Raw genomic sequence first — 13152 nt, 5'->3', positions numbered from 1 at the left:
CATCCTCATTAACAATGAGTTAACTCCGGTACAAAAATTTAAAACGCCTTGATTTTGACAAAAATATGCTTTTTATACTGCACTCATTCTTGTTGTGGTAAACCTTTCCATGCTTGTTTCTTTGCGATTTTAGCATTCCTTTAATTTTGCGTTCTCAGCGTGGAATAAAAATAGACAAAACTCACAGCACCTCAAAATAATATTTAGTGTCTGTCCATAAAGTGCCATTTACTGTGTTACGCTCGTCCGAAAATTACTCATTTACGATGCGTAAACTCCGTATTTTCGGACTTCGCAAGCCTTGTAAATGACACTTTCTGAACAGACACACATACTGTAAAAATTCTTTGCGAGTTAATAGACGAGCACTGTTTAGTACGGGTTTTATATTTTATCGATGCGTAAAATGGAAAAACAGACAAAGAATAGTAACTTTGTCAGTTGATACTGAAAAAATAGCAGTTATTTTATGGTCAATATACAGCAAATCAAGCAACGTTACGGGATTATAGGAAATTCTGAAGCACTTAACAGGGCTATTGATGTCGCTGTTCAGGTGGCTCCTACCGATTTGTCGGTTCTCATAACAGGCGAGAGCGGTACGGGAAAGGAGGTGTTTCCCCAGATCATTCACCAGCATAGCATTCGTAAGCATGGTTCATATGTAGCCGTTAACTGTGGCGCCATTCCCGAAGGTACCATCGATTCCGAATTGTTTGGTCACGAAAAGGGCGCTTTTACCGGTGCCTATTCCGACCGTAAGGGATATTTCGAGGAAGCCAATGAAGGCACCATTTTTCTGGACGAGATAGGAGAGCTTCCTCTTGCCACGCAGGTTCGACTGCTTAGGGTACTGGAGACCGGCGAATTTATGCGCGTGGGTTCGTCACGAATATTGAAGACCAATGTCCGGGTTGTGGCAGCCACCAATGTCAACCTCGAAAAAGCTATTAAAGAAGGGAAATTTCGTGAAGACCTGTTCTATCGTTTGAACAGTGTTCCCATCAATATTCCGCCTCTTCGTGAACGTGTTGAGGATATTTACCTGTTGTTCAGAAAATTCGCAGCCGATTTTGCCGACCGCTACCGGATGCCGGCCGTTAAGCTCGACCAGAGTGCCCGTGAGATGCTGGAACGATACCGGTGGCCTGGAAACATCAGGCAATTGAAAAATATTACCGAACAGATTTCTATTATTGAAAAAGAAAGAGTGCTGACAGCCAGTGATCTGCAAAAATATCTGCCTTATCATGAAGGAGATAATCTGCCTGCTTTGATTGGCGGCCGGGAGCATCAATTTGGGGGCTCTGATTTCTCCAACGAGCGCGAAATCCTTTACAAGGTGCTTTTTGATATGAAAAGGGACATGAACGATCTTAAAAAGCTTGTGCTGGAAATTTTGCAACACGGGAATGACGTCAGCCTAAAAGGTGATAATGCCGAAATAATTCAAAACCTTTATCAGGATACTGCGCAGGATTTAACCAATCCTCAGCTACTCAAAGAGGGAACTATTGTTCCTTTCAGTCAGCGCAGACAAAACAATAGCCCTGCCGAAGAACACCATAATATTGAAGATACTGAAGAGTTAGTTGAAGAGTCGCTCTCTCTTGAAGAAAAGGAGGTGGAACTCATAAAGAAAGCCCTTGAGAAGCATAGTGGAAAACGGAAGCAGGCAGCCAAAGAGTTGGGAATTTCGGAACGCACTTTGTATCGTAAAATTAAAGAACACAATATTGAAGGATAGAAGCAGTTTCACAGGCACATGGAGTAAACGGGCAATTACCGGTTGAGGTTAAGGTTAAGGTTGAGGTTGAGGTTGAGGTTAAGGTTGAGGTTAAGGTTGAGGATTCACCACAGATTAATTATCAATTACCAGTTACCAATTATTAATTGAGGTTGAGACTGAGGTTAAGGTTAAGGTTAAGAATTACCCATAACTTGAGCCAATCAAATAGATGATGTAATAAAACTTATTACATTCGGTAACTAACAACATTAACAATTCTAACAGCCGGGTAACAACTATTAAATGTAAGATGTAAGATGTAAGATGAAATGAACATAGATAGTTTTACCATAATAAGAACATGTATAAGTTCTTGCATGCGAGTTCCATTCGGCCAATTAGTTAAATAAATTTTATACGAATGAATAAACATCAGATTAAGAGTGTCATAACAAAAAGTATGTGGGTTTTAGTAGTGTCCTTTCTGATGCATGGATGTGCCATTCAGATGACATTCGACGGGGCATCCATTCCAGAAAACGTGCATACTGCCTCTGTTCAGACGTTCGATAACAGAGCTGCATATATAAACCCCGTTTTAAGCCAGACCCTTACCGAAGCCCTGAAAGACCGGGTTATTAACGGTTCGAGACTTACACTTGCTGAAGAAACCGGAGATGTGGACTTTTCAGGAGAAATAACCGGTTACGAAACAGAACCACTTGCTATTCAGGCAGACGCTGTTTCGGCTGAAACCCGTTTGACTGTTAGGATTAATGTTCGATACGAAAACTTTAAAGACCCCGAAAAAAGTTGGGAGTCTTCTTTTTCGGCATATCGCGATTTCCCGAGTGAACAGAACATTACAGCCATTGAGGGTGAGTTGGTTAGTGAGATTGTGGAAGAACTTACGGATAATATTTTTAATAAAGCATTTGCTGACTGGTAAAATTGTTTATTATGGGCCGTATGCGACTGATCGATCTGGTATCAGCCCCTGAAATGCTGGATGAACAAACTCTTGAGACGCTTAAAGAAGTTCTTGATACCTATCCGTTTTTTCAGGCTGGCAGGATGCTGTGGATCAAAAATCTTCACAAGCTTGACCACATACGGTTTAACAGTGAACTCAAACTGGCTGCTGCGTATATTCCCGACCGGTCAAAGTTGTTTTTCCTGATTAACGATGTATTTTCAGCAAAAGAATCTACAGAACAATCCCGCATTGATGTTCCGTCTCCTGATAAGGATGAAGCAGCATCAGGGGATCAGCCGGAGAGTCCATCTGTTGAACTCCTTTCTCGTGATGAGAACAGGGAAGAGACTGACCACCGGTCATCGAATAACCTTGAGCTGATAGTGGGTGATGATGCCAACTATTTTGAGGTTGATGATACGATTACTTCTGCAAACGGCGAGCAGATAAATTTTTCAGGCATAGATGAAGAAAGGGAAGATGAAAAGGGTGATGCCGAAGAAGGAGCCTACGATGGGAATGAGCACAATCCCGATCTTGTATTACCTTCTGCCGACTTGCTTGATTATGAGAAAGAAGCTTATTCATCTGCCTATTCTCTCGAGTACGAAGTATCCAAATCCTCCATTGATTTTAATGAAAGTCATTCATTTTCGGAATGGCTTTATCTGTTAAGACATCAGCCTGTGGAAAAAGGCACCAATGCTGAGAAAGAGCAAGTTCCAAAATCAAAACAAGACGGAAAAATGGAGCTTATAGATAACTTTCTCAATAAAGCAGGCAATCAAACCCGGATTGTGCCATCAGATAATAGTTCGGTTCCCGACAAAGATTTTTCTGTGAAAAGTGTTGAGGAGAATGATGATCTGATGACCGAAACACTGGCAAACATTCACATCAAACAGGGCCGTTATCAAAAAGCGATAGAGATATTCGAACGTTTGCGCTTGAAATATCCCGAAAAAAGTGTTTACTTTGCACGTCGTATTGAAGAAATGGAAGAGCTTATTAATAAACAGTAATTTAGAAAGATATGTATCAATTTGTTTCAGTTTTGGTAATTCTGGTCAGTATTTTACTGATACTTATAGTCCTGGTTCAGAATTCCAAAGGTGGCGGACTGGCCTCAAATTTTTCAGCCTCCAATCAGGTGATGGGGGTTCGGAAAACTGCCGATTTCCTGGAAAAAGCAACATGGACGCTTGCCAGCGCTCTTTTGGTGCTGTCCTTCATATCCGTGATGGTATTGCCAAAAGATGAGATGCAGTCGGGTTCAGCTATTGATGAAGAAATTCAGAATATGACCGCACCAACACAGGAACTTCCTGATTTTGGTGTGGGTGAGGAAGAAGCTGCTCCCTCGGGAGAAGCTGCCGGTGACAGTCTCTGATACAATATTACTGACAGTAATAAATGACAGAGTGTCAGCAATCGCTGACACTCTTTTTTTTGCCGGCTATTGAAAGGTCTTCTGCTTTTAAGATTTTGATATATAATATGTATGGAGTTTTTTCGACATATCGAAACTCTGACTTTAGAAATGTTTGTGGATTTTGATTTATAAGACAACTTTGGGCTATGCTGTAAAAATGTCCTTCTTTTCTTCCTTTTTAGAGGTCGCCTGGCTTTGGCATAGTTTGTGAATGAAAGGTTGGCGGAGTAATTAATTTTGTTTAACGTCTAAATAAAATAGAAATGTCAACATTGAAAGGAAAAATTCTTGCCGGCAAGGTTTTGGTAAAACCACAGGCAGCCGAAGAAAAGACTTCAAGCGGAATAATCATCCCTGATTCAGCTAAGGAGAAACCGCAGAAAGGAGAAGTGGTTTTAGTTGGTGCTGACAAAAAAGATGAACCTATGCAGGTAAAACCCGGCGATGTGGTATTGTATGGGAAATACGCCGGAACCGAATTGAACATCGACGGTGAGGATTATTTACTCATCTCGCAGAATGACATTCTTTACATCGCGTAATTTTAACTTAAAAACATTACTAAATTTCAAAGAATATGGCTAAAGAGATTAAATTTGATATTGATGCCCGCGAAAGGCTTCAGAGAGGTATTGACCAGCTTGCAAATGCTGTAAAAGTAACACTGGGCCCCAATGGGCGCAACGTTGTTATCGACAAAAAATATGGGGCACCGCAGATTACCAAAGATGGTGTAACCGTTGCCAAAGAGATTGAGCTCAAGGAGCCTTATGCCAACCTGGGCGCCCAAATGGTGAAAGAGGTGGCATCAAAAACCGGCGATGATGCCGGAGATGGTACTACTACTGCCACAGTTTTGGCTCAGGCTATTGTTAATGTCGGGCTCAAAAACGTTACTGCCGGTGCAAACCCAATGGAACTCAAAAGAGGTATCGACCTGGCTGTTGCCAAAGTTGTTGAAAATATTCGCAAACAGGCCCAGGTTGTTGGCGAAGACAACAGCAAGATTGAACAGGTTGCCCGAATATCTGCCAATAATGACGAAGAGATAGGCCGGCTTATTGCCGAGGCCATGGACAAGGTCGGGCACGAAGGTGTAATTACCGTTGAGGAAGCCAAAGGCATCGAAACCACTGTTGAAGTGGTTGAAGGTATGCAATTCGACCGTGGCTATATTTCTCCTTATTTTGTTACCAATACCGAGAAGATGCAGGCTGAGCTGGAGAATCCTTACATCCTGATCCATGATAAGAAGATCAGCACCATGAAGGATTTGCTGCCTGTTCTTGAACAAACTGCCCAATCAGGCCGTCCGTTGCTTATCGTCGCCGAAGATGTTGACGGTGAAGCGCTGGCTACCCTGGTCGTTAACCGCCTGAGAGGTTCGTTGAAAGTAGCTGCTGTTAAAGCTCCCGGCTTTGGCGATCGTCGTAAGGAGATGCTTCAGGACCTGGCTGTACTGACCGGTGGTACCGTAATCTCTGAAGAAACCGGACTGAAGCTCGAAAATGCCAACATCGATATGCTCGGACAGGCCGAGAAAGTGACCATTGACAAAGAAAACACAACAGTGGTTAACGGTTCGGGCGACAAAGATGCTATTGATCAGCGTGCCCAGCAGATCAAAGCTCAAATTGCCAACACTACTTCCGATTACGACAAGGAAAAACTTCAGGAACGTCTGGCCAAACTGGCCGGTGGTGTAGCAGTACTATACGTTGGTGCCGCTTCCGAAGTGGAAATGAAGGAGAAAAAAGACCGTGTGGAAGATGCGCTGAGTGCTACACGTGCAGCTGTTGAAGAAGGTATTGTTCCAGGTGGTGGTGTTGCATATATACGTGCTATTGCTGAGCTTGAAAACCTCAAGGGTGAAAACGACGATCAGACAACCGGAGTTGAAATCGTGAAACGGGCCATCGAAGAGCCATTGCGGCAAATTGTGGCCAACGCCGGTAAAGAAGGCGCAGTTATCGTTCAGAAAGTAAAAGACGGCAAAGATGCCTTTGGATATAATGCCAGAATTGACGAGTATCAGGACTTCTATAAATCCGGTGTTATCGACCCGGCCAAAGTGGCCCGTGTAGCTCTTGAAAATGCCGCTTCTATTGCCGGTATGTTCCTTACTACCGAATGCGTACTGGTAGAAGAGAAAGAGGAAGAGCCCGCTCCGGCAGGCAATCCAGGAATGGGAGGCGGTATGCCGGGAATGATGTAATCAGTGCAACATAAACTGAGTATAACATTAGGAAAGGCTGTCTTAAAAGGCGGCCTTTTTCTTTTTGAACCATTCCACGAAATATTTCAGGCCGTTTTCAAGATTTACCTGTGGCTGATAACCGATCATCCGTTTGGCTTTCCCGATATCGGCATAAGTGATATCGACGTCACCCGGCTGTACAGGTAATCTTTCAATTCGGGGGTCTATGCCCGTTGCCAGGCTTATTTTTTGAACGAGCTCTTTTAAGGCCACCGGATGATTGTTGCCAAGATTTACTACCTCGAACACAGAATTGTGCGACATCAGGTAGCTGATAACCCCGCGTATTCCGCTCACTGTATCCGAAATATAGGTGTAATCTCTGGCTGTACTGCCATCACCAAACAATGTAAGCGGGAGATTTTCGAACATCATGCGTGTGAATTTATGAATGGCCAGGTCGGGACGCTGACGAGGCCCGTATACTGTAAAAAATCGCATATTAATGATGTCGAATCTGTATAAATGATGCCAGGTGTGATTTAAGAGTTCGCACGATTTTTTTGAAAACGCGTAAGGCGAAATGGGGTTGTCAACATTTATGTCTTCGTGCCACGGGGTTTGCGGATTGTTACCATATACCGACGAAGAGCTTGCAAAAGCCAGTTTCGTGATGTTACTTTTCTTCATAGCGTCGAGCACAACTCTAGTCGATGTTATATTATGATCGATATAACTTTGCGGGGCTTCAATACTGGGACGCACACCGGCTTTCCCTGCAAGATGAACTATTATATCCGCTCCTTTGGAGAAGATTTTATGGACAGAAGCTTCATCTCTTAAATCCTTCTCAAAAAACAGAAAATTTTTGTCAGTAAAACAATTCTTCAGGTTGTCTCTTTTTATGGCAGGACTGTAATAGGGGTCGAAGTTATCAATACCAACAACCTTATGTCCTTCTTTTAGTAATGTTTCGGATAAATGGGAACCGATAAATCCGGCACAGCCGGTTACAATTATTTTATACATGAGGATGATTTTTTCAGAATGCTATTTTACGCGATTTTAAGACCAATTTCAAGGCAAAACCGGAATATTTTGTCCTGAAAGATTAAATCAATGGATGAGTTAATCTATTTTTTAGACCAATGATTAAAAGATGGGATATTAGAATAATATTAATTCCTGTTACAGCAATAAAACTAAAGATATTGAAACAACCAATGTAATAATCCATTATTTAAATATCTTTGCAGACACATGATTAATAAGTAGTGTCGGTCTATAAATTCACAAAATTTTTTACTATATGAGTGTCTGTTCAGAAAGTGTCATTGACAAGGCCTGCGAAGTCCGAAAATACGGAGTTTACACATCGTAAATGAGTAATTTTCGGACGAGCGTAACAAAGTAAATGGCACTTTAGGGACAGACACTAAATAACAAACCAGCATTGTTGGTTTCCGGATCATAATCATTTGACAACACAACATAGATCAGAGAAAACATATTTGTACATGAAGAATATAAGGAACTTTTGCATTATTGCCCATATCGATCACGGTAAGAGTACTTTGGCTGACAGGTTGCTGGAACGAACCAAAACAGTAACCGATCGCGAATTGCTCGAACAAACCCTCGACAGTATGGACCTGGAGCGGGAGCGGGGAATTACCATTAAGAGTCATGCCATACAGATGCAATATCCTAAAGGTGATGAAATTTATACATTGAATTTGATAGATACCCCCGGGCATGTGGATTTTTCATATGAAGTATCGCGTTCAATCGCCTCTTGTGAAGGAGCGCTTTTGATTGTGGATGCCACACAGGGAATCCAGGCGCAAACCATAAGTAATTTGTATCAGGCTGTAGACCACGATCTTACCATCGTCCCTGTGCTTAATAAAATGGATATGGAAAGTGCAATGCCTGAAGAAGTAGAAGATCAGATTATTGACCTCATAGGCTGCGACAGGAGCGATATTATACGTGCAAGCGGGAAGACAGGAATGGGCGCCGAAGAGATACTCGATGCCATTGTGGAACGGATACCGCCACCGGTAGGCGATCCCGGTGCACCCCTTCAGGCTCTTATTTTCGATTCAGTATTTAATAATTTCAGGGGAATTATTGCTTATTTTAAAGTGATGAACGGCGAGATACGAAAAGGGGATAAAGTAAAATTTGTGAATACCGGACGTCAATATGAAGCCGATGAAATTGGTGTTCTGAAACTTGGCATGGTTCCTCGTGATATGCTTAGCACAGGCGATGTGGGGTATATTATCTCCGGCATTAAAACGAGCAAGGAAGTGAAGGTCGGCGATACCATCACTCATGTTGCCCGTCCCTGCTCGAAAGCAATATCGGGCTTCGAGGAAGTTAAACCAATGGTCTTTGCAGGTGTTTATCCCATCGACACGGATGACTATGAAGATTTGCGCGCAGCTATCGAAAAACTTCAACTCAACGATGCATCCCTGACATTTCAACCGGAATCGTCCGTGGCGCTCGGTTTTGGTTTCCGGTGCGGTTTCCTCGGGATGCTTCACATGGAAATTGTCCAGGAACGGCTCGACCGGGAATTCGATATGGATGTGATTACAACGGTTCCCAACGTTCCGTATCTGGTATATACCAAACAGGGAGAAGTGCTGGAGGTTCACAACCCTTCAGGGTTACCTGAGCCAACGGTTATCGATCATGTGGAAGAACCTTATATACGGGCTCAGATTATTTCCAGATCCGATTTTATCGGCCCTATAATGACTTTATGTTTAAGTAAACGGGGAGAATTGGTCAACCAGCACTACCTGACGGCCGACAGGGTGGAACTGAGTTTTGATATGCCTCTGGCCGAAATTGTTTTTGATTTCTATGACAAATTGAAAAGTATTTCCAAAGGGTATGCTTCGTTTGATTATTATACAACAGGTTATCGTACATCAAAACTGGCACGTTTGGATGTGCTTCTGAACGGTGAGCCGGTTGATGCACTTTCAACACTGACACATACCGACAATGCCTACCCTTTGGGACGCCGTATGTGTGAAAAACTGAAAGAATTAATACCGCGACAGCAATTTGATGTGGCCATTCAGGCTGCCATCGGTTCCAAGATTATTGCACGTGAAACGGTAAAAGCACTGCGTAAGGATGTTACAGCCAAATGCTATGGCGGCGATATTACACGAAAACGGAAACTGTTGGAAAAGCAGAAAAAAGGAAAAAAACGGATGAAACAGGTAGGGAATGTTGAAGTACCCCAAAAGGCTTTCCTTGCCGTACTGAAACTCGATTGATAAAACCAGCAACCCGAAACCTGCTAAGGTTGAGGTTGAGGTTAAGGTTGAGGTTAAGGTTGAGGTTGAGGTTAAGGTTGAGCTACCAACAACCAACAATCTTAACAACCTAACAACCTAACAACCTAACAACCTAACCTGGACAAGCCAGAACCAAACAAATTTATACATTATCTGTCACTGCTCCGCAGCTTTTTGTTTTTCTTTACATAATTCTACCGTTCTGTCGCCGCTCCGCGGCTATTAACTGCTGATATAGGGTTAAAAATACTAAAACCGCGGAGCGGTGACAGAGCGGTAACGTTACCAATAAAGTCCGTAACAATTAACCGCGGAGCGGTGACAGAGCATTAATTTTGCCAAAAAAAACACGAATATCAGGGGTAAGACACTAACAACCTAACAACCTAATAATCTAATAATCTAATAATCTAACAATCTAACAATCTAACAATCTCTCTATGCGGCAACTGTTGTTTTTTGTTTCTGCCTTTTTGCTGTTAAATGCCGGAGGCATGTTTGCTCAAAGCGAATTCACTCCGTTTTTTGAAGTGGGGGTTAAATCATCAGCAAATATTGCCAGGGCATACATATCGGATGATGATGAGGGAAGCAACTTCCTTGGCCCTGTGGTCGGTGTCCGGTACCTTCACATGCAGACAAAAAACATGGGATTTCTGGTGGAAGTGGATTACAACCGGTTGTCTTTCAGCTCGGAAGGAACAGATTATTCGTACAGTTTTATTCACACTCCTTTTATGACGCGGGCAAGATTTCCGCTGGGAAGAAAACATGATATTGGATTGAATGCCGGCTCCTATTTACAGATGGTGCTTGACCACCAGGACGATGTTGTTTTTGACAGAAGGACGCTTTTCGGATTGGCAGGAGGGATTGATTACGGTTTCCTGTTAGGAAACATGAGATTATCTCTCGAAGGAAGATATCATTATAATCTGCATTCGAACAGTGAGGATGCCGACGATATGAGATCAGGCTGGTTGGAAATTGGTCTGGCTGTTAGTTTTCGTAGCTCCGGGAAGAAGTAATCATATAAAAATCGGACAAAAAATAATATTCCGGCCCGGTATGACTTTACTCATCGGGCCGGCAGATAATTATTGACTCCTCTTTTCCTGACCGGGGATAAATCAGAGAACCAACTTGTAACCTTTACCATGCACGTTGATAATCTCAACCGATGGTTCATCTTTCAGGTGCTTCCTGAGTTTGGTAATGTACACGTCCATGCTGCGGGCATTGAAATAATTGTCGTCCACCCATATTGTTTTGAGGGCGAAATTACGTTCTAATACCTTGTTGGCATTGTTACAAAGCAATTTCAGTAGTTCAGATTCCTTGGTAGTCAGTTTAACCACCTTGTCACCATCGATCAGCTGTTGCTTTTGGGTGTCGAATTTGTACTTCCCAAGCTGGAAGACTTCCTGATTAGCAAGCCCGCCTTTTGTGCGACGCAAAATAGCTTCAATACGGAAGAGCAGCTCTTCCATACTAAATGGCTTGGCGATGTAATCGTCGGCGCCGATCTTGAACCCCTGGAAAATATCCTCCTTCATTGATTTGGCAGTGAGGAAAATAATGGGTACATCGGTATTTACCATCCGAATCTCTTTGGCGAGAGTAAATCCGTCTTTTTTAGGCATCATGACATCAAAAATACATACATCGTATTTTTTGTTCATGAATGCATCATAACCTTGTTCGCCATCTGGTACAAGATCGGTTTCATAACCTTTGGCTTCGAGATATTCACGAAGCAGCATGCCTAAGTTCTCGTCGTCTTCGGTCAGGAGAATTTTATATTCTTTTTCCATTCCTTGGTATGTTTAAAAGGTAAAAAAATTTCAAATTTTGTGCCTGTATTTAATTCACTTTCAACAGTAATGGTCCCGCCATGGTCTTCTACAATCTTTTTGACATACGCCAGACCAAGACCAAATCCTTTTACGTTATGTATGTTGCCGGTGGGTACCCGGTAAAACTTTTCAAAGATACGCTTTATATTTTCTTTTGAAATACCCATGCCGTTATCTTGTATGGATATTACAACTCCATTTTTCGGGCGATTCCATGTTTTAACATGAAAAATCGGCTTTCCACGGCGATATTTCAGTGCATTATCCAGCAAGTTATGAATAACATTTGTAAAATGTACTTCGTCAACGTAAACCGTCGGATTCTTGGCTTCCAGTTTTTCTATTATCTGCCCGTCTTTGTTTTCTACCTTCAGTTTAAAGTTGTTGGTGACTTTTGCAATAAGCTCGTTAATATTCACCTTTTTGATCTTTAAACTGGCACTTCCCTTTTCAAAGATAGCCATTTGCAGGACTTTTTCAACCTGAAAACTCAATCTTTTGCTTTCGTCCTGTATCACACTTGATATATGTCTCAGACTATTAGGGCTTTTCGCCACCGAACCATCTTTTAACATTTGTGATGCCAGCGATATTGTGGATATTGGTGTCTTAAATTCATGTGTCATGTTGTTGATGAAATCGTTTTTTATCTCATCAAGTCTTTTTTGTCGTACAATGATTACCAGGGTCAGGATAGAGGCCAGCACCATAATAATTGTAAAAACAGCGCTTGGCAATACCATTCCCATCGAATCCATGATGTAGTTAGGCCGTTCGGGAAAATAAAGCTGTATGTGGTTAGCTTTAGGGTGCAAATCGTTTGGGAACAGGTATTTCTGGTAAATTTTGTTGGCTTTACTTTCATCGAAACCAACCGTCGACATTACACGGTTGCCCCGCGAATCTATAATCGAAAACTCGTAAGGGAGTTTTATGCCTTTTTCTTCAAATTCTTTAAGGAGAAAAGCATCAACCAGTTCACGATCCACTCTTTGTTCTATCGGTACATCATCAAACAGGTCTTTAAGAAGTCTTTTCCGTTGTTCTTCCATCTTATTGCGGACCTGATGCTGGATGTTGTTGAAAGCCGTTTCCAGTGGGTCCATTACCTCCGATTTGTTGAATATCATCGGGGTGGTTTCACGATATGAGAAAACCAGTGAATCCTTTTTGTAGGTAGAAAACTCGGTATCCATTTTCGAGCCCTGGATAATGAAATCAAAGGTAATGTCGAGTTGAGGGACTTCCTCGCTCTGAGTTTGGTGACTTTGTCCTGAGAAATACTTGTTTTCTTTGCGAAGATTTTCCGGCAGGTTGTTGATAGGGTTTAATTTAAGCTGAGCGCCTAATCTCGATGTTTCATTCATTTCAAGACGGGTAATAACCTGATCCATCGCTTGCCGGACCGTCTGATCGAAATGATCCTCCTTTATTTTCGTAGCATTCTTTATCCACAGGGTCTGGATATAGATCAGTCCCGCAAGAGTAAAAGCTATAATAATGGTCAATACCCAAATGAATTTCCTGCTCATACTACAAAAATAATGGGTTGATTTCGAAAATCACTGCGATTAACAATAATTAACTTTAAACCTTGATATTCAGTTAATAAAGCTTTATCAACTAAGGGAAAAAA

At 42.1% G+C, this 13152-nt stretch carries 11 protein-coding genes; 8 read left to right on the top strand and 3 right to left on the bottom strand.

Features of this window, described 5'->3' with window-relative positions:
• Positions 1 to 469 precede the first annotated feature (469 nt).
• From OQ5_RS0109815 to groL, 6 genes are all read left to right on the top strand, one after another.
• Positions 470 to 1747 carry a sigma-54 interaction domain-containing protein gene (locus OQ5_RS0109815; protein WP_016777331.1) on the top strand — a complete coding sequence of 426 codons (1278 nt, stop codon included), beginning with the start codon at positions 470 to 472 and terminating at the stop codon, positions 1745 to 1747.
• A gap of 403 nt (positions 1748 to 2150) precedes the next feature.
• Positions 2151 to 2678 (top strand): LptE family protein, encoded by a 528-nt coding sequence (locus OQ5_RS0109810; RefSeq protein WP_026055215.1) that lies wholly within the window; start codon positions 2151 to 2153, stop codon positions 2676 to 2678.
• Between the two features lie 11 nt (positions 2679 to 2689).
• Positions 2690 to 3727, top strand: a complete 1038-nt coding sequence (locus OQ5_RS0109805; protein WP_016777329.1) for a tetratricopeptide repeat protein — start codon at positions 2690 to 2692, stop codon at positions 3725 to 3727.
• Positions 3728 to 3738: 11 nt separating this feature from the next.
• Complete coding sequence (gene secG / locus OQ5_RS0109800; RefSeq protein WP_016777328.1) at positions 3739 to 4095, top strand: preprotein translocase subunit SecG; 357 nt, start codon at positions 3739 to 3741, stop codon at positions 4093 to 4095.
• Positions 4096 to 4400: 305 nt separating this feature from the next.
• Positions 4401 to 4679: a co-chaperone GroES gene (locus OQ5_RS0109795; protein WP_010421684.1), complete on the top strand. Its 279-nt coding sequence runs from the start codon at positions 4401 to 4403 to the stop codon at positions 4677 to 4679.
• Between the two features lie 35 nt (positions 4680 to 4714).
• A complete protein-coding gene (groL, locus tag OQ5_RS0109790) occupies positions 4715 to 6352 on the top strand; it encodes a chaperonin GroEL (protein WP_016777327.1) in 1638 nt (545 codons plus the stop codon).
• Positions 6353 to 6394: 42 nt separating this feature from the next.
• Here groL and OQ5_RS0109785 read toward each other — a convergent pair whose 3' ends face one another.
• Positions 6395 to 7363 carry a GDP-mannose 4,6-dehydratase gene (locus tag OQ5_RS0109785; RefSeq protein WP_016777326.1) on the bottom strand — a complete coding sequence of 323 codons (969 nt, stop codon included), beginning with the start codon at positions 7361 to 7363 and terminating at the stop codon, positions 6395 to 6397.
• 488 nt (positions 7364 to 7851) lie between these two features.
• Between OQ5_RS0109785 and lepA the strand changes: the two genes are divergently transcribed.
• Both lepA and OQ5_RS0109775 read left to right on the top strand, forming a co-directional pair.
• Entirely contained in the window at positions 7852 to 9639 is a 1788-nt protein-coding gene (gene lepA, locus OQ5_RS0109780; RefSeq protein ID WP_016777325.1) for a translation elongation factor 4, read from the top strand.
• A gap of 461 nt (positions 9640 to 10100) precedes the next feature.
• Positions 10101 to 10688, top strand: a complete 588-nt coding sequence (locus OQ5_RS0109775) for an outer membrane beta-barrel protein (protein ID WP_016777324.1) — start codon at positions 10101 to 10103, stop codon at positions 10686 to 10688.
• A 102-nt stretch (positions 10689 to 10790) separates the two neighbouring features.
• On the opposite strand, the gene rprY is transcribed toward OQ5_RS0109775, so the two are convergent.
• Together rprY and OQ5_RS0109765 are read right to left on the bottom strand one after the other, a co-directional pair.
• Positions 10791 to 11474, bottom strand: coding sequence for a response regulator transcription factor RprY (gene rprY, locus OQ5_RS0109770; protein WP_016777323.1), 684 nt, complete (start codon positions 11472 to 11474; stop codon positions 10791 to 10793).
• Complete coding sequence (locus tag OQ5_RS0109765) at positions 11447 to 13048, bottom strand: sensor histidine kinase (protein ID WP_016777322.1); 1602 nt, start codon at positions 13046 to 13048, stop codon at positions 11447 to 11449. Before OQ5_RS0109765 ends, rprY begins: the two co-directional genes overlap by 28 nt.
• Positions 13049 to 13152: the final 104 nt, after the last annotated feature.

The organism is Anaerophaga thermohalophila str. Valhall, assembly GCF_000250735.1.
Classification (GTDB): Bacteria; Bacteroidota; Bacteroidia; order Bacteroidales; family Marinilabiliaceae; genus Anaerophaga; species Anaerophaga thermohalophila_A.
Note: the sequence above shows the minus strand (reverse complement) of the source record. Positions and strands in the feature narration are given on the sequence as shown.